At 66.3% G+C, this 25,267-nt stretch carries 26 protein-coding genes; 5 read left to right on the top strand and 21 right to left on the bottom strand.

What is annotated here, in order from left to right; translation table 11 throughout:
- The 10 genes from A5740_RS22455 to A5740_RS22410 form a co-directional block, all read right to left on the bottom strand.
- Positions 1 to 820: hypothetical protein (locus A5740_RS22455; protein ID WP_076197704.1), on the bottom strand; the 820-nt coding region annotated here is incomplete at its 3' end.
- On the bottom strand, positions 817 to 1,854 hold the full coding sequence (locus tag A5740_RS22450; RefSeq protein ID WP_076197702.1) for a VWA domain-containing protein: 1,038 nt from the start codon (positions 1,852 to 1,854) through the stop codon (positions 817 to 819). The genes A5740_RS22450 and A5740_RS22455, both read right to left, overlap by 4 nt.
- On the bottom strand, positions 1,851 to 2,927 hold the full coding sequence (locus A5740_RS22445) for a hypothetical protein (RefSeq protein ID WP_076197700.1): 1,077 nt from the start codon (positions 2,925 to 2,927) through the stop codon (positions 1,851 to 1,853). Before A5740_RS22445 ends, A5740_RS22450 begins: the two co-directional genes overlap by 4 nt.
- On the bottom strand, positions 2,918 to 3,391 hold the full coding sequence (locus A5740_RS22440) for a hypothetical protein (RefSeq protein ID WP_076197698.1): 474 nt from the start codon (positions 3,389 to 3,391) through the stop codon (positions 2,918 to 2,920). Before A5740_RS22440 ends, A5740_RS22445 begins: the two co-directional genes overlap by 10 nt.
- Positions 3,391 to 4,281 (bottom strand): DUF58 domain-containing protein, encoded by an 891-nt coding sequence (locus tag A5740_RS22435; RefSeq protein ID WP_083654338.1) that lies wholly within the window; start codon positions 4,279 to 4,281, stop codon positions 3,391 to 3,393. Before A5740_RS22435 ends, A5740_RS22440 begins: the two co-directional genes overlap by 1 nt.
- A 9-nt stretch (positions 4,282 to 4,290) precedes the next feature.
- Positions 4,291 to 5,292, bottom strand: coding sequence for a MoxR family ATPase (locus A5740_RS22430; RefSeq protein WP_076197696.1), 1,002 nt, complete (start codon positions 5,290 to 5,292; stop codon positions 4,291 to 4,293).
- Positions 5,293 to 5,435: 143 nt separating this feature from the next.
- Positions 5,436 to 6,188: a succinate dehydrogenase/fumarate reductase iron-sulfur subunit gene (locus A5740_RS22425; RefSeq protein WP_076197694.1), complete on the bottom strand. Its 753-nt coding sequence runs from the start codon at positions 6,186 to 6,188 to the stop codon at positions 5,436 to 5,438.
- 2 nt (positions 6,189 to 6,190) lie between these two features.
- Positions 6,191 to 8,131: a fumarate reductase/succinate dehydrogenase flavoprotein subunit gene (locus A5740_RS22420; protein WP_076197724.1), complete on the bottom strand. Its 1,941-nt coding sequence runs from the start codon at positions 8,129 to 8,131 to the stop codon at positions 6,191 to 6,193.
- Between the two features lie 63 nt (positions 8,132 to 8,194).
- Positions 8,195 to 9,016: a hypothetical protein gene (locus tag A5740_RS22415; RefSeq protein WP_076197692.1), complete on the bottom strand. Its 822-nt coding sequence runs from the start codon at positions 9,014 to 9,016 to the stop codon at positions 8,195 to 8,197.
- A 52-nt stretch (positions 9,017 to 9,068) separates the two neighbouring features.
- Positions 9,069 to 9,365, bottom strand: coding sequence for a hypothetical protein (locus tag A5740_RS22410; RefSeq protein WP_076197690.1), 297 nt, complete (start codon positions 9,363 to 9,365; stop codon positions 9,069 to 9,071).
- Positions 9,366 to 9,563: 198 nt separating this feature from the next.
- Here A5740_RS22410 and A5740_RS22405 point away from each other — a divergent pair, with 198 nt between their 5' ends.
- Entirely contained in the window at positions 9,564 to 10,322 is a 759-nt protein-coding gene (locus A5740_RS22405) for an isocitrate lyase/phosphoenolpyruvate mutase family protein (protein ID WP_076197722.1), read from the top strand.
- Between the two features lie 129 nt (positions 10,323 to 10,451).
- Complete coding sequence (locus A5740_RS22400; protein ID WP_254849302.1) at positions 10,452 to 10,931, top strand: hypothetical protein; 480 nt, start codon at positions 10,452 to 10,454, stop codon at positions 10,929 to 10,931.
- A gap of 64 nt (positions 10,932 to 10,995) precedes the next feature.
- Here the strand turns inward: A5740_RS22400 and A5740_RS22395 are convergent, their stop codons facing one another.
- Entirely contained in the window at positions 10,996 to 11,904 is a 909-nt protein-coding gene (locus tag A5740_RS22395; RefSeq protein ID WP_076197688.1) for a DMT family transporter, read from the bottom strand.
- Between A5740_RS22395 and A5740_RS22390 the strand changes: the two genes are divergently transcribed.
- From A5740_RS22390 to nirD, 3 genes are all read left to right on the top strand, one after another.
- On the top strand, positions 11,903 to 13,327 hold the full coding sequence (locus A5740_RS22390) for a PLP-dependent aminotransferase family protein (RefSeq protein ID WP_139335296.1): 1,425 nt from the start codon (positions 11,903 to 11,905) through the stop codon (positions 13,325 to 13,327). The two genes, A5740_RS22395 and A5740_RS22390, sit on opposite strands and share 2 nt — an antisense overlap.
- Positions 13,328 to 13,438: 111 nt before the next feature.
- Positions 13,439 to 16,027, top strand: a complete 2,589-nt coding sequence (gene nirB, locus A5740_RS22385; protein ID WP_076197686.1) for a nitrite reductase large subunit NirB — start codon at positions 13,439 to 13,441, stop codon at positions 16,025 to 16,027.
- Entirely contained in the window at positions 16,024 to 16,395 is a 372-nt protein-coding gene (gene nirD / locus A5740_RS22380) for a nitrite reductase small subunit NirD (RefSeq protein ID WP_076197684.1), read from the top strand. The genes nirB and nirD overlap by 4 nt, the downstream gene beginning before the upstream one ends.
- Here the strand turns inward: nirD and A5740_RS22375 are convergent.
- From A5740_RS22375 to A5740_RS22330, 10 genes are all read right to left on the bottom strand, one after another.
- A complete protein-coding gene (locus A5740_RS22375; RefSeq protein WP_076197682.1) occupies positions 16,380 to 16,640 on the bottom strand; it encodes a Fur family transcriptional regulator in 261 nt (86 codons plus the stop codon). The two genes, nirD and A5740_RS22375, sit on opposite strands and share 16 nt — an antisense overlap.
- Positions 16,641 to 17,314: 674 nt before the next feature.
- The gene (locus A5740_RS22370; protein WP_076197680.1) at positions 17,315 to 18,010 is read right to left on the bottom strand and encodes a sirohydrochlorin chelatase; all 696 of its coding nucleotides are present in this window, start codon (positions 18,008 to 18,010) and stop codon (positions 17,315 to 17,317) included.
- Complete coding sequence (locus tag A5740_RS22365; RefSeq protein WP_076197678.1) at positions 18,007 to 19,158, bottom strand: uroporphyrinogen-III synthase; 1,152 nt, start codon at positions 19,156 to 19,158, stop codon at positions 18,007 to 18,009. The genes A5740_RS22370 and A5740_RS22365 overlap by 4 nt, the downstream gene beginning before the upstream one ends.
- A 34-nt stretch (positions 19,159 to 19,192) precedes the next feature.
- Positions 19,193 to 20,608, bottom strand: coding sequence for a NarK/NasA family nitrate transporter (locus A5740_RS22360; protein WP_076197676.1), 1,416 nt, complete (start codon positions 20,606 to 20,608; stop codon positions 19,193 to 19,195).
- 110 nt (positions 20,609 to 20,718) lie between these two features.
- A complete protein-coding gene (locus A5740_RS22355; protein WP_076197674.1) occupies positions 20,719 to 21,309 on the bottom strand; it encodes a GNAT family N-acetyltransferase in 591 nt (196 codons plus the stop codon).
- 39 nt (positions 21,310 to 21,348) lie between these two features.
- Positions 21,349 to 22,230, bottom strand: a complete 882-nt coding sequence (locus A5740_RS22350; protein ID WP_076197672.1) for a 5-oxoprolinase/urea amidolyase family protein — start codon at positions 22,228 to 22,230, stop codon at positions 21,349 to 21,351.
- A gap of 26 nt (positions 22,231 to 22,256) precedes the next feature.
- Positions 22,257 to 22,931, bottom strand: coding sequence for an allophanate hydrolase subunit 1 (locus A5740_RS22345; RefSeq protein WP_254849301.1), 675 nt, complete (start codon positions 22,929 to 22,931; stop codon positions 22,257 to 22,259).
- A gap of 74 nt (positions 22,932 to 23,005) precedes the next feature.
- Positions 23,006 to 23,689 carry a queuosine precursor transporter gene (locus tag A5740_RS22340; RefSeq protein ID WP_076197670.1) on the bottom strand — a complete coding sequence of 228 codons (684 nt, stop codon included), beginning with the start codon at positions 23,687 to 23,689 and terminating at the stop codon, positions 23,006 to 23,008.
- A 12-nt stretch (positions 23,690 to 23,701) separates the two neighbouring features.
- Positions 23,702 to 24,652, bottom strand: coding sequence for an ABC transporter substrate-binding protein (locus tag A5740_RS22335; protein ID WP_076197668.1), 951 nt, complete (start codon positions 24,650 to 24,652; stop codon positions 23,702 to 23,704).
- A 141-nt stretch (positions 24,653 to 24,793) separates the two neighbouring features.
- Positions 24,794 to 25,219, bottom strand: a complete 426-nt coding sequence (locus A5740_RS22330) for an organic hydroperoxide resistance protein (RefSeq protein ID WP_254849300.1) — start codon at positions 25,217 to 25,219, stop codon at positions 24,794 to 24,796.
- Between the last annotated feature and the right edge of the window lie 48 nt (positions 25,220 to 25,267).

The following is a 25,267-nucleotide window of genomic DNA, read 5'->3' as shown; positions in this document are numbered from 1 at the left end:
GGGGTTGGTTGGGATCAGGCGGGGGCTGCTGCGCCTGCTCTTGTTGCTGCTGAGCCTGGCGCGCGGCTTCCGTCTTCTGTGCCACCTCCCGATCCTTCATCGTGATGCATTCCTTCATGCGGGCTTCGTCGTCGGGATAGGGGCAAGGCCCGGTCTTGGCTTCGGTGAAGTCGATTCCCCCGCCGGGCGCGCGTTTGTAGTCGTAGCCGTCGGGAGTTTTGGTCAGCGCTCCGCCTTTGAGCGCCGCAAGCTTGTTGGCCAGCCGCTCGGGTGTTTCGCCGACGAACGCCCGGACGTCGGGGCTCGCGGATGGGAACGTCGTGAAACAGCCGGTGTCGCCGTCGGCCGCGTCGACCGCGGGGCTGAGGATCTCCCGCGCCTTGGTGAAATGGCCTTGCTTGAGTTCCCCGTCACTGAGCTTCTCGGCGATGAGGGCGAAGTTGCCGCGCGGCGGGCAGGCACTCGGCTCCTTTTCGTGCGCAGCCTTGAACTGTTCATAAGCCCCGGAAACGTCGCCGTGGAGCATCAGCAGGTCACCTTGGGCGAACTTTTCCCGGAAGCCTCGCCCGATGTTGCCGACGTCGATCCACTCCAAAGTGTTCTGCATGGCGGCATCGTCGCGGGCCGCGAACTGACCCGGCAGCTTGTTGCCGAGGATGCCGACGCTGGCGATCTTGACCGCCAGCAGGAGCAGCAGCACCAACACGGGAATCGACCACAGCAGGAGCTTGCGCCGCAACTTCAGGCGACTCGGACGGGCGTCGGCCGGTGTGGCCTGGTCGGCCTGGCCGGGAACGGCGGGCGGCAGGGTCTGCGTCATTTCCGTACCGTCCCCTTTCTGCGCCGCAGCCAGTGACCGGCAAGGCCGTACAGTTCGACCCCGATCAGCGCGGCAGACAGCGCGGCGAAGAGCCAGTAGAACTCGATCCGATCGGGGTGCGGAACCTTGGGAACGACGGGATCGGCGGGCACGGCCTGTGGGACCGTCGAGGGTAGGTCGTCCGGGTCGATCATGCCGCTCTCGCGCTTCTCGAACGGAATGCCCAGACTGTCGGCTGCGCTGGTCAACGCCTCTTCGTTGAGCGGCACGTCGAGCGTGTCATAGTTGCGGCCGGCGTAGATGCGCGGTTTGGTGTCGTTGGTCCCGTAGCCGAACACCGCCCCGCCGGATACCTGAGCCGGCGGGATGTCGAACACAGCGTCGTCCGAATCGCTGCCCGCACCGAAGATGAAGACCAGGTTCGCCGATCCCGGATACGTGCGAGAGGCTGCATTCAGTTGCTCTTTCAGCAGCGAATTTGCTGCCGCCACATCGGTTTTCACCACACCATCGGTCGACCGCTCGCCGTAGGGCTTGACGTTCTGCAGGAAGGGGGCCAGGCTCCACTCGTCGCGGGAGATCGGCCAGTCGACGCGCGCGGTATCGGCGTAGGACATCACGGCGAAGCGGGCGTCCGGATACTTGGTCAGGATTACCTGGGCGTCTTTCATCGCGCCCTCTAGTCGAGTTTCGCTGTCGCCGTAGCGGGTTCCTCCCGAACGGCCGAAGCCGCTCGCATCCATGCCGGCCGAGCGGTCGATCACCAGGAACACATTGATGTTGGATTCCTCGGCGGTGGCGGTGAGCCGGGGCGGACGTTCGGCGTCGGACTCGTCGCCCAGACGGGTGGCGGCCAGACCGAGGCTGAGGATGGCCACCACCGTCAACGCCAACCGCAGCCATTCGCGGCCGACGGGCATCCTTCCGCGGCGCCGGGCCGCGACGATGGCCGCCGTCACCCGAAGGCCGATGGCCACCAGCACGAGCAGCACGATGAGCCAGATCGGGAACACCGGGGCGACACTGAGTTTCACAGCCGCATCCCCAACCGTGCAGCGGCAAGTCCGACAACCGCGATCAGCGCGATCTGCAACAGAAGGTCGGGGACATCCCATCGGAACGGATGCTTTTGTTCTTCGCGCTGCTCATCGAGTAGCGATGGCGGTGGGTTCGACAGGATCTTGTCGACCGCGCTCGACAGTTCTTCTTCCTGGTTGTCGATCTTCCTCGGTGTCGCGTCGTCGCCGACGATGCCGCCCACCTCGGTGTACAGGTACTGTCGGCCACCCGATTCCTTGACCAACTCGGTCACGAAGTCGCCGGGATGCGTACCGGGCACGATCGTGTTCAGCTGAATCTTCGAGTCTTTGACGATCCCGCTCAGCATCGCGTCGGAATATGTCGGGGCAAGGTCGGAATAGCTCTTGGTGTTACCGATGTAGAGGATTGCCCGGCCGCGGCCGTTGTCCGAGCCCACTGCGGGCAAGCCCATCGCGCACATCGCGATCGTGTCGTTGATCGTCGACCTGGTGTCGGCATAGCGGTTGAACAGCTCGCTGTCCGAGGAGAATGCCGCCGCGGGATTGTCTTTGGACCCAGCCGCCTCGGCGACCTTGGCTATCTCGGCCAGACGTCCTGACACCCACCCCAGGTCCGAGGTGACCGGGAAGTTGCGGTAGAACTCCTTGGTCATCCCGATGCGTTGGTTGCCGAACCCATCCACCTTGTCGCCCAGGATGGTCATCAACTGGGATATGGCAACGCTGTCGGTCATGCCGATGTTGTAGAGCGGCCCGAAGCACAACATGATGTCGACATTCGGGGTGTCCGATCCGGGCAGCTGCGGTTCGTACGTCTTGGTCGGCCGCACGGTGGCGACGAGCAACATGAACACCGCGACAATGGCAAGCACCAGGGCCGCGACGGAAAGGCGTTCGTGCAGTCGCAACGCCCGTTGATATTCCGGCAGGGCGGTGAGTCGATATGAGCGGGCCAGATAAGGCAGTTCTCCCTGCCAGCCGAACCGGGTCCGCCGCATGGCGTACCACACCGCCACCCCGATCGCGATGGCGATCGGCAGCAGCAGGAGAGGCCATTTCACGCCCATGTCAGCACCGCCGTCCGGGCCGCGTCGACGACGCCGGGTACCGACCGCGGATCGACCTCGTCGAATTGCCCTGGATAAGTCATCGCCAGCACGTTGAGGGCCGGGCCGGCCAGTGGGCTCTGGGCGACATCGGTCGCTGTCATCCGCCGGGCCTGGAAGCCGGTGCGAAAGTCGATGAAATTGCGGAAGATTCGGCTGATCTCGTGGAAGGCGTCACGGGTGGACAGCTGACCCTCACGATGGTGCTGTTCTACTCTGGTCAACGATCGGGCGAATTTGACGCGCAGCACCCGGTAGCTGATGTCGCGGATGACGGGGATCCTGCGGAGCACCTCGATGGGCAGCGTCCACACGATCACCCCGACGATCCAGCCGATGACGAGCAGCACCAGCAGCGCCGCGCCGATCACCCACCACACCGAATAGTGCATCGGCGGGAACAAGAACTCGACCGCGTCGTGCATCAGGACCGCCCCTCGGTCAGTGCGGACAGGGCCGGCCCGATGGCAGCGCTGGAGGAGATCCGCACACACGGGCTGTCGAGTTGTGCGATGAAGGACTGCCATTCGGCCATCCGGGCGGCTTCCGCCCGGCGGTAGGAGTCCAGCACTTTGGCGCCGAGGACCGACGGCGTCAACAAGGCCCGGCCCGTGGCCACGTCGAGCACTTCGTCGGCGGCGTGCGGTTGGCCGAGGATGTCGAGGTCTTCGATGAGAATCCAATGGATCGCGTTGCGGCCCCGCACCGTCATCGCCGCCGCCACGAGATCCGGTGTGACAGCGGGTTGATCGCAGACGATGTAGATGGCGTAGCGCTTGTCCAGGGTGCCGGCGACGAACTCGAGTTGCCGCACGATGTTCGACGGATTGCCCACCTCGATGTTGACGTGGCTGAGCAGGGTCAGCATCTGTTCGAGGTGGTCCTCGCCGGTTTTACCGGGCTCGATCGACGAGCCCCGGTCGTCGCCGTAGACCAGGCTGATCTTGTCCCCTTGCGCTGAGGCCACCAGGCCGACCGCACCAAGGGAGAGGATGGCCAGATCGCGTTTGCTCTCCCCGCTGGGTGCGTGGGCGAGCAGGTTCGCACCGGTATCGGCGATCAGCAGGAACTCCTGCGCCTTCTCCGCGACGTACCGACGGACGACGAGGTGGGTGTTGCGGGCCGAGGCTTTCCAGTCGATGTCGCGGACATCATCGCCGATGGCGTACTCGCGCAGGTCGACGAAATCGTCGGAGCGGCCGAACTGCAGCGAGGTGTGGCCGCCCTCCAGAACCCGGTGTGACCGCAGCCGCATCCCCACGGCCCGAGGGTCGAAATTGAGTTGGGCGCGGACCCGGTTGAGAATGTCCCCCATCGTCGCTCGTTACGGCGTCGGCACGCGGTGCAGGATGCCGTCGACCAGATACTCCGGGGTGATGCCCTGAGCCGAGGCCTGGAATTTCAAGATGATGCGGTGCCGGAGAACCCGTTTGGCGACCGCCTTGACGTCGTCGGGGACGGCGTAGGGCCGGCCCTCCAACAGCGCGTGGGCGCAGGCCGCCCGGCACAGGGCGATGGTGGCCCGGGGACTGGCACCGAACTGGATCAGGTCGGCGAGTTGGGGTTCGAGGTAGTTCTTGGGGTGGCGGGTGGCGTTCACGATGTAGCTCGCGTACTTCACGATCGAACGGTCGATGAACACCCGCTTGAACATGGCCTGCAGCCAGAGCACCCGCTGAGTGTCGAGCTGCCCGTTGGCGGCTTGTGGATTGTCGAACACTCCGCCGGCGATCCGGGCGATGACTTCCTCTTCCTCCTCGGGGGAGGGGTACGTGAGGATGTCCTTCAACATGAAGCGGTCCATCTGCGCTTCGGACAGCTGATACGTGCCTTCTTGATCGATCGGGTTCTGCGTCGCGAGCACCAGGAACGGGTTCGGCAGCGGATAGACGGTTCCGCCGATCGTGGTCTGGCGCTCCTCCATGGCTTCCAGCATCGCGCTCTGGGTTTTCGCCGAGGACCGGTTGATCTCATCGAGCAGGACGATGTTGGCATGCACCGGACCGAACGAGACCTTGAACTCGCCGTTCTTCTGGTCCCAGATCTGGCCGCCGGTGATGTCGCTCGGGAGCAGGTCCGGGGTGCACTGGATGCGCTGGAACCGCGCGCTCAGACTCTCGGCCAGGGTCTTGGCCGCTGTCGTCTTGGCCAGCCCGGGAACGCTTTCCAGCAGGACGTGGCCGGAGGCGATGAGCCCGATCAGCAGGGACTGCTGCAGCGTCTTCTGCCCGACGATCTTTGCTGACAAGGCGTTCTGCAGGTACTGGACCGTCCCGCCGACGCGTTGGAGATCCTCATGGGACAGCTGAGGCCCGGACAACTGCATGCGTATCCCCCGTCGAAGCGCGCTTGATGTCGATTGAGCCTAGCAACGGTCGGGCGGGGGCGGGTACACCAAAATTTTTGCGCCGACGGTGCGTTCAGATCGCGAATTCGTGCCGGATCGCGATCTGAACGCACGCTCGGGTCCTATTTGTTCCGAAAAAGCTTGTTGCCCAACCACACAATCGGGTCGTACTTGCGGTCGGCCACGCGTTCCTTCATCGGGATCAGGGCGTTGTCGGTGATCTTGATGTTCTCCGGGCACACCTCGGTGCAGCACTTGGTGATGTTGCAGTAGCCCAGCCCGAACTCGTCCTGGGCCATCTCCTGGCGGTCGGCGACGTCGAGCGGGTGCATGTCCAACTCGGCGATTCGCATGAGAAACCGCGGTCCGGCAAACGCTTCCTTGTTCTCCTCGTGGTCACGCACCACGTGGCAGACGTTCTGGCACAGGAAGCACTCGATGCACTTGCGGAACTCCTGGCTGCGGCCCACGTCCTCCTGTTGCATCCGGTATTCGCCGGGCTGCAGATCTTTGGGCGGGGTGAATGACGGGATCTGGCGCGCCTTTTCGTAGTTGAACGACACGTCGGTCACCAGGTCGCGCATCACCGGGAACGTCCGCAGCGGCGTCACGGTGACGGTCTCGTTCTCATCGAAGGTCGACATCCGGGTCATGCACATCAGGCGCGGCCGGCCGTTGATCTCCGCCGAGCAGGATCCGCACTTGCCGGCCTTGCAGTTCCACCGCACCGCCAGGTCTGGTGTCTGGGTGGCCTGCAGGCGGTGGATGATGTCGAGCACCACTTCGCCGTCGTTCACCTCGACGGTGTAGTCCTGCAATTCGCCGCCGGTGTCGTCGCCGCGCCATACCCGCAGGTTCGCGTTATAGGCACTCATGCTCAGCCTTTCCGATCGGGGTGTTCGGCCAGTTCCTGGTCGGTGTAATACTTTTCGAGTTCGGACAGCTCGAACGTGCCCAGCAGGTCCGCCCGCATGGGCAGCTGTTGTTCCGGCGTCACCGTCACGTCCGGTACCACCTGATCTTCGCCGGTCGCGCGGCACACCAGCAGGGTGTTGCGCCAGTTGGCGTCCATGTCCGGATAGTCGTCGCGGGTGTGCCCACCACGGCTCTCGGTACGGGTCAGGGCGGCTTTGGCGACGCATTCACTGACCAGCAGCATGTTGCGCATGTCGATGGCCAGGTGCCAGCCGGGGTTGAAGACGCGGCCGCCCTCGACGCTGACGTTGTGCACGCGGGTCCGCAGCTCGGCCAGCTTGGCCAGGGCCTCTTCGATCTCGTCGGCCTTGCGAATGATGCCGACGAGGTCGTTCATGCATTGCTGAAGCTCGGCGTGCAGGGTGTACGGGTTCTCCGGATTGGCGTGTGATTCGAAGGGCGCCAAGGCCAACTCGGTCGCCTCGATGAGCGCGGCCTCCGAAACCTTGGGCCGCTCCGGCAGCGCCGCCACGTAGTCGGCCGCACCGAGCCCGGCCCGTCGGCCGAACACCAGCAGATCCGAAAGGGAGTTTCCACCAAGACGATTGGAGCCGTGCATGCCGCCCGAACACTCGCCGGCGGCGAACAGGCCGGGCGTCGCGGCGCCGCCGGTGTCGGGATCGACCTCGATACCGCCCATCACGTAGTGACAGGTGGGTCCGACTTCCATCTCGTCTTTGGTGATGTCCACCTCGGCCAGCTCCATGAACTGGTGGTACATCGACGGCAGCCGGCGCTTGATCTCCTCGGTGGGCATCCGGGAGGCGATGTCGAGGTACACGCCGCCGTGAGGTGAGCCGCGGCCGGCCTTCACCTCGGAGTTGATGGCACGGGCCACCTCGTCGCGGGGCAGCAGGTCAGGGGTGCGGCGGGCAGAGTCGTTGTCTTTGAGCCACTGGTCGGCTTCTTCCTCGGTCTCGGCGTACTGGCCTTTGAACACCGCGGGAATGTAGTCGAACATGAACCGCTTGCCCTCGGAGTTCTTGAGCACGCCGCCGTCACCGCGGACACCCTCGGTGACCAGGATGCCTTTCACCGAGAGCGGCCAGACCATGCCGGTGGGGTGGAACTGGATGAACTCCATGTTGATCAGACCGGACCCGGCGCGCAGGGCCAGGGCGTGGCCGTCGCCGGTGTACTCCCAGGAGTTCGACGACACCTTGAACGACTTGCCGATCCCGCCGGTGGCCAACACGATCGCCGGCGCCTCGAACAGCACGAAATTGCCGGTCTCCCGGTAGTAACCGAAGGCCCCGGCGATCCGGTCACCATCTTTGATCAGGTCGGTGATCGAGGTTTCGTGGAACACCTTGATCCGAGCCTCGTAGTCACCGAGTTCGGCCTTGTCTTCCTGCTGCAGTGAGACGATCTTCTGCTGCAGGGTGCGGATGATCTCCAAGCCGGTGCGGTCGCCGACGTGCGCCAGCCGCGGGTAGGTATGTCCGCCGAAGTTGCGCTGGCTGATCCGGCCGTCCTTGGTCCGGTCGAACAATGCGCCGTAGGTCTCCAGCTCCCACACCCGGTCCGGGGCTTCCTGCGCGTGCAGTTCGGCCATCCGCCAGTTGTTGAGGAACTTGCCGCCGCGCATGGTGTCACCGAAGTGCACCTGCCAGGAGTCCTTGGTGTTGACGTTGCGCATGGCCGCCGCGCAGCCGCCTTCGGCCATCACGGTGTGGGCCTTGCCGAACAACGACTTGGTCACCACCGCCACCCGCAGGCCACGTTCGCGGGCCTCGATCACCGCGCGTAGACCCGCCCCGCCGGCACCGATCACGACGACGTCGTAAGTGTGCCGTTCCAACTCTGATGAGCCGCTTGCGCGAAGAACATCATCCCCTGCCATGAAAATCCCCACTCGCCTTTCGCGTGTATGTACTTGCCGGTCAACGATTTATGCGTGACCGGCTCAGCCGATGAACCTCAGATCCGAGATGGTGCCGCTGGCCACCAACATGACGTAGAAGTCGGTGAGAACCAGCGTGCCCAGCGTGATCCAGGCGAACTGCATGTGGCGGGTGTTGAGCTTGCTCACCTGCGTCCAGATCCAATACCGGACAGGGTGTTTGGAGAAGTGCTTGAGCCGTCCGCCGGTGACGTGGCGGCACGAGTGGCAGGACACCGTGTAGATCCACAGCAGGATGACATTGCCGACCAGGACGATGTTGCCGAGGCCGAATCCGAAGCCGGACGGCGAATGGAACGCGACGATCGCGTCGTAGGTGTTGAGCACCGAGATGAGCACCGCGACGTAGAAGAAGTAACGGTGCACGTTCTGCATGATCAGCGGAAGCCGGGTTTCCCCGGTGTATTTCGCGTGCGGTTCGGCGACCGCGCAGGCGGTCGGTGACTGCCACACCGACCGGTAGTACGCCTTGCGGTAGTAGTAACACGTCAGCCGGAAGGCCAACAGGAACGGCAGTGAGATGAACGCCATCGGGATGAACCAGGGCAGGTCGCCGACCCATTGTCCGAGATGACTGGAGCCGGGCGCGCACGCCGTGCTGATGCACGGTGAATAGAAGGGCGTCAGGTAGTGATAGTCCGCCACCCAGTACGCGCTGCCCCAGAACGCCCGGACCGTCGCGTAGATGACGAAGGCCGCGAGCCCCAGATTGGTCAATAGTGGTGCCTGCCACCACCGGTCGGTCCGTAGGGTGCGTTGCGGGATCTGTGCTCGTGTGGACGAGAAGACCCCGGTCGCGCGACGGTCAGCGGTGGGTGCGCTCACGGTTCCCTTTCTTCAGTTCAATTGTTTTCCAGGCGGCAACCGCCCCGTGAGCTCAGCGGTATCCGCCGAGACCCTCGTCGGCGACGTCCTGCCAGAACTCGCTTCCGTATTGGGTGTCGGGGATGCCGATCTTCTCGCGGGCCGGTTGTTGGCGGGTCACGCCGTGACGCATCTCCAGCTCTTCGGCGTCGATGTCCAACCGCTCGATGTCATTGAGGATCCGTTCGGCATCGTTGACGACGCGGCGCATGGCCGGGGAGTCCCCGTATCTGGATGCCAGCGCGGTGACGCAGCGGCGCATATCGCCGATCAGATTGTGAAGTTCGGTGAACTCGGTGGTGGTGGACAAGTGACCTCCTCGGGCTGAAGGTGTCAGGGCTCACAGTACGACACCCAATGCTAGCCACATCACGATCCGGGCGTGATGCACATCACGTGCGCGGTGGCTCGCTGCTCGTCACCCCGATGCCCGCCGAGCTGGGGCCGTACTGTTGGGGCCGACGGCTTCGCGGCCGGTCAGGACATGTTCGAGCACCTGGAGGAACCGATGAGTGAGACCACGTTGCAAGACCGGGCCGCGGCGCTGCTGGCGCTGCATCAGCCGGGCAACCCCGTTGTGCTGCCCACGGTCTGGGACGCCTGGTCGGCCCGGCTGGCTGTCGGTGAGGGGTTTTCCGCACTGACCGTGGGAAGCCACCCGCTGGCCGACTCGATCGGCAAGGCCGATGGCGAGGTGATGTCCTTCGACGATCTGCTGACCCGGGTGCGCCAGATCACCGACGCGGTCGACGTCCCGGTTTCGGTGGACATCGAATCCGGTTACGGCGAAACCCCGGAGCGGCTGATCGAGGGTCTGCTCGACGTGGGCGCGGTGGGCTTCAACCTCGAGGACACCGTGCACCAGGAGGGCAAGCGGCTGCGCAGCCCCGCCGAGCACGCCGAGTTGGTGGGCCGGCTCCGTGCGGCCGCCGACGCTGCCGGCGTGCACGTGGTGATCAATGCGCGTACCGACCTGTTCCTGCGTAAGGACGGTGAGGAGGCCGACCGTGTCGATCGGGCGATCGCCCGTCTGACCGAGGCCGCGGCTGCGGGTGCCGATTCGTTGTTCCCGGCAGGTTTGGCCGACCCGGACGGGCTGGGGCGCTTCGTGTCTGGGGTGCCGCTGCCGGTCAGTGTGACGGTGCCGCCCGATTCCGCAGATCTGGCCGCGCTGAGCGACCTCGGCGTCGGCCGCATCACCTTCGGGCCGTTCCTGCAGGCAGCGCTGAGCGTGCGGGCCAAAGAGGTGCTGCGGCGCTGGCGCTGACCGCCGACGCTTCGGATCGGAGAATTTCGCCGAACTGCCGCTTCTCGGCGGGCTTCGTGTGCCAATAATGGCCCACTGGTACGTCGAGCAGGCGGGATGCAGGCGATGGGGTGGCGCGCAAGACACACGATGGCCATGGTTGGGATCGGTGTGGTGGGGATCGGTGCGGTGGTGCTGGGCGGGATCGGTGCGGCCCCGGCGTCGGCGACGACGATGGTGCCGTTGTCGAACTACATCCGAAACTGCGATTTCGAGCAAGGCCTGTTCCTCGACGGAATGGGCTCGGGTAGCGGCAACGGGTTTGCCCACATCGGCTCGGATGGCTCCCAGGTGAGTGCGCAGGTGACCATGCAATCGGCCTGGCCGGACACCGACTACCGGGTCCGGTTGATCCAGATGCCCCGGTCGCCGGTGGCCACCTGCAGCGTCGGGAATCCCGGGGTGTCCGGCGGCCTGCTGCACACCGATGCCAGCGGCACCGCGACCATCACGGTCTCCGGGCCGGCGATGGACGGCGCGACCGAGGCCTGGGTGGTGGTCGAGGGGCCGCCCGCGCCGGGACGCATCCGCAGCGACGTCTACAGCTCGGATTTCTTGGTAAAGATCTGACACCCGCGAAAGCCCTTGGAGTCCAAGGGTTTCCACGGGCTTTCACGGTTCATTCCTCGGCGAATCATCGGAGCCGGATACGGACGGCCAGCGCGGCGCACCCGATCACCACGGCGCCGCCGAGAACGGTCGACCAGGTCAACCGCTCGTGCAACAGCAGTGCGGCCCAGCCGATGGTGAGCACCGGTTGGATCAGCTGCACCTGACTCACCTGGGTCATCGGGCCGATGGCCAGCCCGCGGTACCAGGCGAAGAAGCCCAGATACATGCTGACCGCGGCCAGATAGCCGAACGACGCCCACTGCACCGGCGTCGCCTGCGGCGGCTGGTGGACCACCGACAGTGCGGTCAGTGCGAGCATCACCGGCGCCGCGACCACCAGAGCCCAGGACACCGTCTGCCATGCGCCGAGTTCCCGGGCCAGCAACCCGCCTTCGGCGTAACCGATCGCCGCGGCGAGTACGGCACCGAACAGCAGCAGGTCTGGCCAGCTCAGATGGCCGAGCCCGGAGCCGTGCACCATCGCGAACACGATCGCGGCCAGGGCCCCGGCCGTCGCCATCAGCCAGAACATGACCGGCGGCCGTTCGTGTCCGCGCAACACCGCGCACACCGCGGTGGCCGCCGGAAGTAGTGCGACGACGATGGCGCCGTGGCTGGCCGGAACCACCGTGAGCGCATAGGACGTCAGTAGTGGGAATCCGGCCACCACCCCGGCGGCCACCACGGCCAGTCGCAGCCATTGCCGGCGGTTCGGCAGTGGCTGCCGGGTCAGCGTCAGGGCGGTGGCCGCGATCGCCGCGGCGATGACCGCGCGGCCGGCTCCGATGAACAGTGGGGACAGCCCGCCGATGGCGACCTTGGTGAACACGATCGTGAACGAGAAAGCCGTGACGCCCAGCAGTCCCCACCACAACCCCGAGTGGGATAGCGCTGTTGACCGACTCCGAGTAGCGCTACTCTGTATCAACATGGATAACGATAGCACTGCGCGGATCGTGTCCGGGCTGCGCCGGTGGATCGCCAACGCTCCGGCGGGTGCCCGGCTGCCGTCCAACCGGGCCCTGGTGGCCGAGTACGGCGCCAGCCCGGTCACGGTCGCCAAGGCCATGCGCACCCTGCGTGGCCTGGGGCTCGTCGAGAGCCGAACCGGCGTGGGCACATTCGTGCGTTCGGTCCGCACCGCACGTCTGCCCGACTACGGCTGGCAGACCGCCGCGCTGAGGGCTCCACAAGCGCGGATCCCGGCGTTGTCGACGCCGTTGCGCAGTGTGGCGCCCGACGTGATCGCCCTGCACTCCGGCTATCCGGCCGCCGAGCTGCTACCTCAGCGTCTGGTCCGCACCGCGCTGGCGCGAACCGCGCGCACCGATGCCGCCGTGAGCCCGGCGCCTTCGCCCGGGCGGCCTGACCTGCAGGCATGGTTCGCCCAGGAGTTGTCCGAGACCTTCGGTGCCGAGTTGAGCGTGCCGACCGCGCGCGAGGTGATCGTGCTGCCGGGCAGCCAGAGTGGGCTGAGTTCGATCTTCCGCGCCCTGGTGGGCTTCGGCCAGCCGATGTTGATCGAGTCGCCCAGCTACTGGGGAGCCATCTTGGCCGCGGCGCAGTGCGGAGTGCGGCTGGTGCCGGTACCCAGTGGACCGAACGGACCGGAGCCCGAGGAACTTTCCCGGGCCTTCACCGAGACCGGGGCCCGAGTGTTCTACGCACAACCCAATTTCGCCAATCCGACCGGCGTCCAATGGGATCCCGATCTCGCCGGGCAGGTTCTCGAGGTGGTCCGTAGCCACGGCGCTTTCCTGGTCGAAGACGACTGGGCGCGCGACTTCGCGATCGAGGGCAGTGCACGGCCGGTGGCGGCCTCCGACGACACCGGTCATGTCATCTATCTCAGGTCGCTGACCAAGAGTGTGTCGCCGTCGATTCGGGTGGCTGCGCTGGTGGCCAGAGGTCCTGCGCGCGAACGTATCTTGGCCGACCGCGGTGCGGAGTCGATGTACGTCAGTGCGGTGTTGCAAGCCGCGGCGCTCGAGGTGGTTTCCCAGCCGGCCTGGCGTACCCACCTCAAAGACCTGCGGCAGCAACTGCAGGTGCGCCGTGATCTGCTCATCGCCGCCCTGGCCGAGCATGCACCCGCCGCCCAATTGGAGCGCGTGCCCCGCGGCGGGCTGCATCTGTGGCTGCGTCTGCCCGATGCGGTCAACCTGCAGCACCTGGCCCGTGCCTGTGAGGCCGAGTCGGTGCTGGTTGCCCCCGGTGACGAATGGTTTCCCGCGGAGCCGTCCGGACCGTACCTGCGGCTGAACTACAGCGGTCCTGACCCGCAGCGTTTCGCCGAGGGGGCCCGGGTGCTCGGCCGGGCGCTGGACCAGCAGCTGGGCCGGCAGGTGGGCTGACAGGCTCACCCGGGTCAGCTCACATCTGCACCGTCCACGCCGTGAGCACACCGTGACGGGCGCTTCACACAGCGCGACATTTCGGCAACGTCGGGTTCCTAACCTCGCGGTATGTCGTCAACACAGAACGTCGTGGTCGTCGGACACGGCATGGTGGGCCACCGCTTCGTCGAGGCGTTGCGGTCGCGTGACGCCGCAGGCGCCTGGCGGGTCACCGTCCTGTCCGAGGAAGCCGACGCCGCCTATGACCGGGTCGGGCTGACCGGATACACCGAGCACTGGGACCGTGCCCAGCTGGCGCTGCCCGGCAATGACTACGCCGGTGACGACCGGGTGGACCTGCGTCTGGGGTGTGCAGTCGCCGAGATCGACCGTGAGGCCAGGACCGTGCGCACCGTCGCCGGCGAGACCTTCGACTATGACGCGTTGGTGCTGGCCACCGGGTCGTTTGCGTTCGTGCCGCCGGTGCCGGGCCACGACCTGCCGCACTGCCACGTCTATCGCACACTTGACGACCTCGACGCCATCCGGGCCGGGGCCTTGGCGGCACGGGAGTCGAAAACGCCGGTCGGCGTGGTGATCGGCGGCGGGCTGCTGGGCCTGGAGGCTGCCAACGCGTTGCGCGCGTTCGGGTTGACCACGCACGTCCTGGAGATGTCACCGCATCTGATGGCAGCCCAGCTGGACCCCGCCGGCGGCGCCCTGCTGAACCGGATGATCCGCGGTCTGGGCATCGAGGTGCACACCGGAGTCGGTACCGAGAGCATCCAACCGACCCAGAAGAACAAGCCGCTGCGTAAATCGCAGACCGATGACTCGGTGCGGCTCTCGCTCAACGATGGCAGCAGTCTGGACGCGGGTCTGGTGGTCTTCGCGGCCGGCGTGCGCCCGCGCGACGAGCTGGCCCGGCAGGCGGGTCTCGACATCGCGCAACGCGGCGGCGTGATGACCGATCTGTCCTGCGTCACAAGTGATCCCAACATCTACGCGATCGGTGAGGTGGCGGCGATCGAAGGCCGGTGCTACGGACTGGTGGGCCCCGGGTACACCAGCGCCGAAGTGGTGGCCGACCGATTGCTCGGCGGCGAGGCCGAGTTCCCCGAGGCCGATATGTCCACCAAGCTGAAACTGCTCGGCGTGGACGTGGCCAGTTTCGGTGACGCCCAAGGCCGTACGCCCAACTGTCTGGACGTCGTGGTCAACGATCCCGTCAAGCAGACCTACGCCAAGCTTGTCCTTTCCGATGACGCCAAGACACTGCTCGGCGGCATCCTGGTCGGCGACGCGTCGGCGTACGGTGTGCTGCGGCCGATGGTGGCCAGTGAACTGCCCGGCGATCCGCTGTCGTTGATCGCGCCGGCCCAGGACGGCAAGTCCGCGGGGCTGGGCGTCGGGGCGTTGCCCGATATCGCACAGATCTGTTCGTGCAACAACGTCACCAAAGGTGATCTGAAAGACGCCATCTGTGGCGGATGCGCCGATGTGCCGAGCTTGAAGAAGTGCACCCTGGCCGGTACGTCGTGCGGATCCTGTGTCCCGCTGATCAAACAGCTGCTGGAGGCCGAGGGTGTCGAGCAGTCCAAGGCGTTGTGCGAACACTTCAGCCAGTCACGGGCCGAGCTCTTCGAGATCATCAGCGCCACCGAGATCCGCACCTTCTCCGGTCTGATCGAGAAGTTCGGCACCGGAAAGGGTTGCGACATCTGCAAACCCACCGTGGCCTCGATCCTGGCGTCCACCAGCTCCGACCACGTGCTCGACGGTGAGCAGGCCTCGCTTCAGGATTCCAATGATCACTTTCTGGCCAATATCCAGAAGAACGGCAGCTACTCGGTGGTGCCGCGGTCGCCAGGCGGTGAGATCACCCCGGAGCAGTTGATCCTGATCGGCGAGATCGCAAGGGATTTCGACCTTTACACCAAGATCACCGGCGGTCAGCGGATCGACATGTTCGGGGCCCGGGTGGAGCAACTGCCGCAGATCTGGGCCCGCCTGGTCGAGGGCGGTATGGAGTCCGGCCACGCGTACGGCAAATCGCTGCGCACCGTGAAGAGTTGTGTGGGCAGCACCTGGTGCCGGTACGGCCAACAGGATTCGGTCAACATGGCCGTCGAGATCGAGAAGCGGTACCGAGGCCTGCGCGCCCCCCACAAGATCAAGATGGCGGTCTCGGGCTGTGCGCGCGAATGCGCCGAGGCGCAGAGCAAAGACGTCGGCATCATCGCCACCGAGCAGGGCTGGAATCTCTATGTCTGTGGCAACGGCGGGATGTCGCCGCGGCACGCCCAGTTGCTCGCCGGCGATCTCGACGACGAGACCCTGATCCGCTACATCGACCGATTTCTGATGTTCTACATCCGCACCGCGGACCGGTTGCAGCGCACTGCACCGTGGTTGGAGGCATTGGATGGCGGCCTGGATCACCTGCGAGACGTCGTGTGCGACGACTCGCTCGGGTTGGCTTCTGAGTTCGAGGCGGCCATGGAGCGTCATGTCACCGGCTACGCCTGCGAATGGAAGGGCGTGCTGGACGATCCGGAGAAGCTCTCGCGCTTCGTGTCCTTCGTCAATGCGCCCGACGTGGGCGATCCCACCATCAGTTTCACCGAGCGTGCCGGCCGGAAGGTGCCGACCAGTCCCGCGGACGCGGGGAGCACCACAAGCCTGGGTATGCCCTCGATCGTTCAGGAGGCGAAATGACCGTGCTCGACGACCGCAAAGATGGTTACGGGCCGATGCTGTGGGCGTGGACCACGGCCTGCCGGTATGACGTTCTGATGCCCTGCCGCGGCGTTGCGGTACTGCTGCCGGATCGTTCGCAGGTGGCGTTGTTCCGCCTCGATGACGGCTCTTTGCACGCGGTGGGCAACATCGATCCGTTCTGTGGTGCGGCCGTGCTGTCACGAGGGATCGTGGGCGATCGGGGTGGACGGGCCACCGTGCAGTCGCCGATCAAGAAGCAGGCGTTCGCACTCGACGACGGCAGTTGCCTCGACGACGACACGGTGTCGATACCGGTGTACCGCACCCGGGTCACCCCGGGTGGGTTCGTTCAGATCGCCGCCTGATCGATCTGATCGACCGTCCGGCTCCAATGGGCGTCGCGTCCGGAGAGTTTGCGACGCTCGACGTCGCCTCGCCGCTCGAGCACCGTGAGATTGCGGTACACCGCCTCGATCACCACCGGTGCCCGCAGGTGCTCATGGATGTCGTCCCGTAGTTGGGCAGTGGTCATCGGGCCGGACGTGCGTTCCAGAGCAGTGAGCAGATGCTGACGCAGACGTTCGGCCGGGACCCGGTCAGCGGGTCGCACGGCCGAGTGCGCCGTCTCGGCGCTCAGCGTCCAGCGTTCTTGCCACCTGCACTTTTTCCTGCACTCCCCTCAAGCCGTCCGATGTCCGGACAACGATAGCCGAGTATTCGACCCCGGTCTGACACGATCTCCCGCCGGCAAACGCACCTGTCGAAGGTGACCTCGGTAAACCCAGCTGGGCATAGAAACCCTCCTTGGAAAGTTTGCCAGTTTTAATTGACGGGTATTCCACCGCCAGAGTGTGGGCGGCTTGGCTCTGGCTAACTAGAATAGTTCGCTGGGTGTGTTTACACTCCGTGTCAGGAAAGCGTCGCAAAAGGGGCTGACAAGGGATGTTCGCGCGTTCGGTGTTGAATCTGGTGGGGGCGGCAGCGATGCTGGGCGCACTCGTCGCAGCGTTCATGCCGCTCAGTTTGGACGCCGTGGATCGCACGGGTCAGCCGATTCCATGCGGTAGCGGTGCCAGCTCCGACCGCGCCGTCGCCGCCCAGCAGGATCGACTCAACCTGGACCAACACACTCTTGCCGGCCCGGGATTCATGGCGAGCGATTACGTCGAGCAATGTTCGGCGTTGGTCAGCGCGCGACGGGCCGCGGTCTTCTCGGTTGCCGGTGCCGGTGGCGTCTTGTTGATAACGGCGTTCGCCGTGCCGCTCGTCTCTCGGTCGATCCGGTCACGCCGCGGCCGGCAGGCTCAGTACGCCCGCGCGGCGGAACCGGTTCGCCACCAGCCGGACCAGCCGCGGGTGGGTGCCGAGTGGTTCGCTCACGAGGTCAGCGCCGGATTCACGCAACCGGTCCTGGAAAAGCCCATCGGCGAGCAGGTAGGACGCCACAGCTACGCGGCGATCGCCGCGGCGGCGCTGCGCGGAGACGGCTTCGGCCACGGTCGGCGTCCCGGTGGCGGCGAAGGCCAGTTCTACGCGGTCGCCGGTCACCGCTGACAGCAGCGCGGCGGTGCGTCGCAGATCCGTCTGGGCCTTCCGGTCTGACGTGCCGGCCGCCGCGAGGATCACCGAATCGCCTGGCCGCCAGCCTGACTCACGGAGCCGGTCGGCGAGAACCCGCACGGTGCCAGGATCGGGTCCCAGCGGTGGAGTGACGGTGACGGCCGGATGTGCACTGGCGGCCACGTGGGCCGGCACGTCGACCCGCACGTGATAGCCCGCGGCCAGGAAGGCGGGCACCACCACTGCCGGGCCGTCGGTCGGGAGTGACGCGAGCACCTCGCTGGGCGTGGGCCCCACCACGTCGACGAACGAGATGTGCACGGGCCGGCCCAGCAGATCGGACACTCGCGCGGCCAGATCGTCGATCATCGCGACCCCACCCGGCTTGCGGGTGCCGTGGGCCACCAGGACCAGGCTCATCGGGCCCGGGCCATCTCGGGCTCGTCCACGGCCAGCCGGTAACCGCGTTTGACGACGGTGGAGACGATGTTCTTGTCGCCCAACGCAGTTCGAAGCCGCAGCACCGCCGTCTCCACGGCGTGGGTGTCGGTTCCGGTGCCGGGCAGGGCGCTGAGCAGATCGAATCGCGAGACCACCGCCCCCGGACGGTGGGCCAGCGCGCGGATCGTCGCCATCGCCGCCGGGGACAACGACTTCACGACGCCGTCGACCACGACGCAGGTGCCGCGGATTTCCAGGGTGTGCCCGGCGACGCGCACGGTCCGCGCCTGCAGCAGGGGCAGTTCATCGGTGATGTGACGGGCCAAGGCCCCCAACCGCATCCGCTCCGGCGCCGAGGACGGGATGCCGAGCCGCACCAGCGGTCGCGCGGTGACCGGCCCGACACACATCGCGTGCACGTCGGTGCGCAGGGCGGCCACCACCCGGTCGGCCAGCCCCATCTCGGTGGCTCGCATCAACACCGAGGCGACTGCCATCGCGGAGGTGAAACTGACTGCGTCGAAGCGTCTTTCGGCGATTCCGGTGACCATCTGATCGAATTCGCCGTCCCGCGGTGCCGGGTGCCAACGGTAAACCCGGATCGGAACCACCTCGGCGCCCGCGGCGCGTAACTCGTCGAGAAACTCGGGAAACGGATCCCATTCGTCGGTGGCGCCGTGTAGCTGGACGGCCACGCGTTGCCCTTCGACCCCCTGCTCGATCAGGTAGCGCAACACCTCGCGCGACGATTCGGATTCCGGTGACCATTCCTCGGGTAGTCCTGCAGCCCGCAGTGCCCCGGTGGCTTTCGGGCCACGGGAAACGATGCGCGCCTTGGCGAGGGCGTCGGTGAGATTGCCGTCGAGGCCCCAGCCGTCGGCGGCGGCCATCCACCCGCGGAACCCGATGCCGGTGGTGGCCACCACGATGTCGGGCGGCACCTCGATGAGCGCTGCGGTGTGCGCGCGGAGCTCGTCGTCGTCGGGTAGGGGAACCATGGTGATCGCGGCAGCACTGGTCACCGTTGCGCCACGCCGGCGTAGCAGCGCACTGAGCTCATCGGCACGGCGGGCGGAGGTGACCGCCACCCGGAATCCGGTGAGCGGTGCCCAGTCGGGATCACTCATATGTCCTGTGTAAGCAGGCGGTGTTTCCAAGGTGTTAACCAACCATTGCTGAGGCGTGTCGGTCTGCGGGAGGCGCAGTGACCTGCGTCGCAACCGGACGCCGGACGTACCGCAGCCAGGTGGCCGCCGAGGACAGCAGGTAGAACGCCAGGAAGATCACGAACGCTGTCGTCGCGGATCCGCTGGACAGGTAGGACTGGCGCAGGGCCAGGTTGATGCCGACACCGCCGAGTGCGCCGATGGCTCCGGCGAAGCCGATCAGTGCCCCCGACATCGACAGCGACCACCGCTGCCGCTCCTCCTCCCCGAGGTCCAGGGAGTGGCTGCGGGCTTCGAAGATCGACGGGATCATCTTGTACACCGAGCCGTTGCCGAGCCCGCTCAGCAGGAACAGCGCGATGAATCCGATGACGTAGCCGACCATCATCAGGCTGTTGGCCGCGCCCGCGGAGTGATCGTCGACCATGCTGATCGCCACGAGCAGTCCGGCGGCCAGGATCATGCCGCTGAAGACCGCCAGGGTCACCCGGCCGCCGCCGATACGGTCGGCGAGCTTGCCGCCGTAGACGCGGGACACCGAGCCCAGCAGGGGACCGATGAAGGCGATCTGCGCGGCGTGCAGTGCGGCTTGGGATGCGCTTTGTCCGCCGGCGGCGAAGTTGATCTGGAGCACTTGGCCGAAGGCGAAGGAGAATCCGATGAAGGAGCCGAAGGTGCCGATGTAGAGCAGCGCGATCACCCAGGTGTCACGGACGACCAGGATCGCTTTCATCGCAGACAGGTCGATCTTGTGTTGTTCGAGGTTGTCCATGTACAGGGCGGCGCCGATGCCCGCGACGGCCAGCATGACGAGGTAGATCGCGCAGACCCAGTAGGGGGCACGGTTGCCTGCGGTGGCGATGACGAGCAGACCGACCAGCTGGATGACGGGGACGCCGATGTTGCCGCCGCCGGCGTTGAGGCCCAGTGCCCAGCCTTTGAGTCGTTGCGGGTAGAAGGCGTTGATGTTGGTCATGGAGGAGGCAAAGTTGCCGCCGCCGAAGCCGGCCAGGGCGGCGCACAGCAGGTAGGGCCACAGCGGCAGGCCCGGATTGGCCAGCAGCACCATGGTTCCCACGGTCGGGATGAGCAGGACGAACGCGGAGAAGACGGTCCAGTTGCGACCGCCGAAGGTGGCGGTGGCCAGGGTGTAGGGGATGCGTAGGCAGCCGCCGACGAGCGTGGCGGTGGCGCCCAGGAGGAATTTGTCCCCGGCCGAGAAGCCGTAGATCTCCTCGGGCATGAACAGCACCATCACCGACCAGATGGACCAGACCGAGAACCCGACGTGCTCGGCGATCACCGACCAGATCAGATTGCGCCGGGCGACGTATTTGTTGCCGGCCTCCCAGGCTTCGGTGTCCTCGGGATCCCAGTTGGTGATGCGATTCGACTTCAGCAGTGTGGGCATGGCGCAAAGTTAGAAAGCGTTTGTTGCGCGGGCGCTGCGTGCAGTGACTCGGTGGTGAACTTCCGCTCACCTGCGCCGGGGCGGCGATGTGAGCCCGTGCTTTCTGGTGGTTACCAGACGTCGCCGTGGCGCCAGTCGCAGATGATCTCGGCCGAGGTGTCCAACTCCAGGCCGGCGGGCAGGCCGACCGGCAGCACGAACACCGAATCGTCTTCGTCGGGGGTGCGGGTGACGCCGGTGGGTTGCAGCACCGAGGTCGGACCCTGCCAGGGCAGCCAGCCGCGGGAGAGGTACATGTGTCGGGCGGAGCCGCTCGAGCTCAGCGCGCCGAGTTGGTAGGCGCCCCGCAGCACCTGCTCGACGGCGTCGATCACGGCGCTGGCCAGGCCCTGGCCGCGCCAATCCTCGCGCACCGCCACGGCTTCCACGTATCCACAGCGCAACGCGGTGTCGCGGTGGATCAGGCGCCGCTGCACCACGGCGGCGTGCGCGATCAGGGCGCCGTGGTGACAGATGAAGGCGTGCATTCCGCCGAGGGCATGCTCCCAGTCCTCATCGGTGAACATGCCGTCGAAGGCTTCGACGACCATGCGCCGAGCACCCTCGCGCGTCTCGTGATCCAGGTCCGAGGTGTGGACCAGCCGCGCGGTGTGCAGGATCCCGCCGCTGACGCGAGGTGCACTGACATCCTGGAGGGGCACACCCCAAGTTCTACCAGCGCCGCGCGGCGGTGTCTGTACCTAATCGTCGAACGGCCGGCGGGGGTGCGACCAATGCAACCGCACGGTCTGGCCGGGGCGGATCTGGCCCAGTTTGTCGATGTCTTCGTCGGTCACCACGCCGATCACCGGGTAGCCGCCCGTGACGGGATGGTCGGGCCCGAGGATCACCGGAAAACCATTGGGCGGGATCTGGATTGCGCCGCGGGTGGCGCCCTCGCTGGGCAGCTGGCGGTCCGGCCACCGATAGTCCAGCGGCATACCGACCAGGCGCATCCCGACCCGGTCGCTGCGGGTGGTCACCTGCCAGTTGGTCCGGATCAGCACGTCGGGGTCGACGAACCAGTCGTCGCGTGGGCCGGGCACCACGCTGAGCTCGATCACGTCGTCGGAGATGGCGGCGACCGGAGCCTGATCGGTCTCGGGAAGCTCGGCGGTGTGCTCGCCGACGGGCAGCACATCGCCGGGTTGTAGCGGCGCCGGTCCGATGGTCGACATCACATCATAGCTGCGTGAGCCGAGAACGGGTTCGACGGCGATGCCTCCGCGCACCGCCAGGTAGCTGCGCAACCCGGAGTGCGGGGCGCCCAGCGAGATCACCTCACCGGCACGCACATGGTGAATACTGTTGGTGCCGAACGGTATTCCGTTTACCGCCGGATCGGTGTCGGCGCCGGTGACCGCGATCGTCACGTCGCCGCCGACCACCCGGGCCGAGAATCCGCCGAACATCACCTCGATGGTGGCGTGCTCACCGGGGTTGGCGACCAGCCGGTTGGCCAGCGTGTGCGCCCGGCGGTCGGCGGCGCCCGAGCGGGTGACACCGAGGTGGGCCTGGCCGGGACGGCCGAGGTCCTCGACGAGCGCCAGTGGGCCGGTGCGCAGCACTTCCAATGTGGTCATGGTGTCCTCCTCGCCGGTGAAACTGTCTAGCCGATGGCCCGGAACTGCACCCAGGTGCCTGGGGTCAGCAGCGCGGGTTGGTCACGATGAACGTCGAACAGCACCGCGTCGGTGCGCCCGATCAGCTGCCACCCGCCGGGTGACTGGCGTGGGTAGACCCCGCTGAACTCGCCGGCCAGCGCCACCGCCCCGGCGGGCACGCTGGTGCGCGGCTCGGCGCGGCGGGGGACCTGCAGCCGCTCGTCGCCGCCGACGAGGTAGCCGAAGCCGGGCGCGAAGCCCATGAAGCCGACCTGCCAGAGAGTGCCGGTGTGGGCAGCGATGACCTGCGCCGGCGTCAGCCCGGTCAGGGCCGCCACCTCGTGCAGGTCCTCACCGTCGTACACCACGTCGATGGTCACGTCCGTGCGCCCGCCCGGCGGGCGTACGGGTGCCGAGCCCGGTTGCAGCCGCAGCGTGCCCAGCCGTTGCCGGGTGGGTGCTTGGTAGCGGGGATCGGCGAGTTTGATCAAGATCGTGCGTGACGCCGGCACGATATCGACCACACCGAGCAGTTGGGCCGCCGACAGCGTTGCGGTCCAGGCCAGAACATCGGCAGTGCTGTTGAACTCGAGCAGCAGAGCCTGATCGCCATACTCGCGGGCGGTGCCTGGGTCCAGGCTGGGTCCCGCCGCGTCCATCACCTCTGATGTCACACTCATGACCTGAAGCTACCCGCGGGTAGCTAAGAATGCTCCGGCTCTGTGAACCTTGCCAGAGGTGCCTTATCGAAGCCTCACACGGCGGCCTGATATGTCGGCTCGCGGCGCTTGATGACGGCGATGACGCGGTAGGTGATCGGCAGCATGATCACCTCGATCGCGGTCTTGTAGATCCAGCCCAGCGCGGCGTAGGTGACGAAGTCGCCGAAGGTGCTGATGCCGATCGCGCTGGCCGCGATGCCGCAGAACACCAGGGTGTCGCCGAGCTGCCCGGCGAACGTGGAGCCGACCAGACGGGCCCACAGGTGTTTCTCCTTGGTCCGCTCTTTGATGGCGACCACCACCCAGGCGTTGATCGTCTGTCCGACGATGAACCCGGCCAGCCCGGCCACGATCAGCTGGGTGTAGGCGTGCACGACGTTCTCGAAGTGCTCCTGGTTGGTGTAGAAGTCCGCGGCGGGCAGGTAGATGGTGACCCAGAAGGCCAGGGCCGCCAGGGCGTTCATCGAGAAGCCGAGGAAGATGGCGCGGCGGGCGGCCTTGAACCCGTACACCTCGGACAGCACGTCACCGATCACGTAGGTCAGCGGGAAGACGATGAACCCGCCGTCGGTGATGATCGGTCCGAAGGCCACGCCCTTCGTGGCGGTGACGTTGGAGATGATCACCAACGCGGTGAATATGGCGACGAGCACCGGATAGTAGGCCGAGCCGACGATGGCGGTGCCGCGGTGCTCGTGTTCTCCGGTGCCGGTCACCCGGTCATCTTGTCAGGCCAGTGTCTGGTTCAGCAGGGTCGGTAGTTGGTCGGCCACCAACGGATAGGACAGCGGCGAGGCGAACGCGATGGCCCCGGCGAGTTCTTTGGGGGTGAACACGTGCCGGTTGCGGCTGCTTGCCTTGAGCCCGGCGATCGTCGGATCGGCTAACAGGGCGTCGCGCTCCTGGTCGCTCTCGGTGGTCCAGATCAACACATCGGCGGCGTCGAGCACCGACGCGATGTCGTCGCGGGGAATCAGGTCGGGTGTCGCCGGCACGGTGAAGCCCATCTGGGTGAGGAATTCGGTGCGCCACCCGGTTCGGGCCTGCACGCTGTCCCGGAACAACGTGCCGCCCAGCAACAGGGCCTTCTTCCCGGTGAACTGTGGGTTGTTCGTGGCGACTGCCTTGAACTTGTCGTCCACCCCGGCGATCAGTCCGGTCATGGCGTCGTTCTGGAACACCGCCTGCCCGATCAGCGTGGCCTGGTCGCGCCAGGGTTCGAAGAAGGCGTCCGGTCCGGACTGCGCGATCGTGGGCGCGATCTCGGACAGCTTGGCGTAGGTGTCGGCATCGAGGCCGGCGTTGGTGGCCACGATGAGGTCCGGTTTGAGGGCAGCGATCTTGTCGACCTGGATGCCGTCGGTCAGATCGAGCACGGCAGGCTGGGCGCCGCCGAGTTTCGGTTGCGCCCAAGGCCACACGGCGAACGGTTCGCCCCCGAACCACTCGGTGGTCGCGATCGGGACGACGCCGAGGGCCAGTAGGTCGTCCTGTTCGGTGAACCCGGCGCTGACCACGCGTTGCGCCGGGCCGGGGATGGCGGTGTCACCGAAGCGGTGACGGACCGTGGTGGAACCGTCTTTGGCGACTTCGCCGGGCTTTTGCGTGCTACAGGCGGCGACGAGCGCCATCGTGGCGGTGACCGTGAGAAATCCTCGCCGTGACCAGGTTGTCGGCACTTAGCCAGGGTAACCGCTACCCCGTGGTGAGACCGCCGAACAGGACCGTGGCCAACCCGAGTGCCACCACGATCGGGCGCCGAACGGCCACTTATGACACGCAGGTGGGCAGAAGCCGTGCCATAAGTGGCCGTTGGCCGGCTATCCGGCGACGCTGATCGTGACGTCGATGTTGCCGCGGGTCGCTTTCGAGTACGGGCAGACCTGGTGGGCGTCATCGGCGATCGCCTGGGCTGTCTCGCGATCGACTCCGGGGATGGTGACGTTCAAACGCGCTCGCAGTGAGAACGCGCCGTCGGTATTGAGCAGATCGACCTCGGCGTCCACGGCGGTCTCGGCGGGCAGTTTCACGTTGTGCTTTCCTGCTGTCAGGCCCATGGCGCTCAGGAAGCATGCCGACCAGCCGGCTGCGAACAACTGCTCGGGATTGGTCCCGGAGCCGTTGCCGCCCGGCGGGGTCAGCTGAATGTCGAGATTGCCATCGGAGCTGTAGGCCTCACCCTGCCGGCCACCGGTGGTGTGGGTCTGGGCGGTGTATATGACGTTGTCGGTCTGGGCGCTGGTCACTGCGGTCTCCCTCATCTGGGTGTCGCGTCCAATCGGATGCGTTAGAGA

Origin of the sequence: Mycobacterium sp. GA-1841 (genome assembly GCF_001954135.1) — a bacterium.
In the GTDB taxonomy this organism is placed as follows: domain Bacteria; phylum Actinomycetota; class Actinomycetes; order Mycobacteriales; family Mycobacteriaceae; genus Mycobacterium.
The sequence above is the reverse complement of the archived record's forward strand: the minus strand, read 5'-3'. Positions and strand labels throughout refer to the sequence as shown.

Coding starts and splice junctions, on each gene's coding strand:
- A5740_RS22445 (WP_076197700.1), bottom strand. CDS start 2,927: ATGGGCGTGAAATGGCCTCTCCTGCTGCTGCCGATCGCCATCGCGATC.
- A5740_RS22440 (WP_076197698.1), bottom strand. CDS start 3,391: ATGCACGACGCGGTCGAGTTCTTGTTCCCGCCGATGCACTATTCGGTG.
- A5740_RS22435 (WP_083654338.1), bottom strand. CDS start 4,281: ATGGGGGACATTCTCAACCGGGTCCGCGCCCAACTCAATTTCGACCCT.
- A5740_RS22430 (WP_076197696.1), bottom strand. CDS start 5,292: ATGCAGTTGTCCGGGCCTCAGCTGTCCCATGAGGATCTCCAACGCGTC.
- A5740_RS22425 (WP_076197694.1), bottom strand. CDS start 6,188: ATGAGTGCCTATAACGCGAACCTGCGGGTATGGCGCGGCGACGACACC.
- A5740_RS22420 (WP_076197724.1), bottom strand. CDS start 8,131: ATGGCAGGGGATGATGTTCTTCGCGCAAGCGGCTCATCAGAGTTGGAA.
- A5740_RS22405 (WP_076197722.1), top strand. CDS start 9,564: ATGAGTGAGACCACGTTGCAAGACCGGGCCGCGGCGCTGCTGGCGCTG.
- A5740_RS22400 (WP_254849302.1), top strand. CDS start 10,452: ATGGCCATGGTTGGGATCGGTGTGGTGGGGATCGGTGCGGTGGTGCTG.
- A5740_RS22390 (WP_139335296.1), top strand. CDS start 11,903: ATGGATAACGATAGCACTGCGCGGATCGTGTCCGGGCTGCGCCGGTGG.
- A5740_RS22395 (WP_076197688.1), bottom strand. CDS start 11,904: ATGTTGATACAGAGTAGCGCTACTCGGAGTCGGTCAACAGCGCTATCC.
- nirB (WP_076197686.1), top strand. CDS start 13,439: ATGTCGTCAACACAGAACGTCGTGGTCGTCGGACACGGCATGGTGGGC.
- nirD (WP_076197684.1), top strand. CDS start 16,024: ATGACCGTGCTCGACGACCGCAAAGATGGTTACGGGCCGATGCTGTGG.
- A5740_RS22370 (WP_076197680.1), bottom strand. CDS start 18,010: ATGAGCCTGGTCCTGGTGGCCCACGGCACCCGCAAGCCGGGTGGGGTC.
- A5740_RS22365 (WP_076197678.1), bottom strand. CDS start 19,158: ATGAGTGATCCCGACTGGGCACCGCTCACCGGATTCCGGGTGGCGGTC.
- A5740_RS22360 (WP_076197676.1), bottom strand. CDS start 20,608: ATGCCCACACTGCTGAAGTCGAATCGCATCACCAACTGGGATCCCGAG.
- A5740_RS22350 (WP_076197672.1), bottom strand. CDS start 22,230: ATGACCACATTGGAAGTGCTGCGCACCGGCCCACTGGCGCTCGTCGAG.
- A5740_RS22345 (WP_254849301.1), bottom strand. CDS start 22,931: ATGAGTGTGACATCAGAGGTGATGGACGCGGCGGGACCCAGCCTGGAC.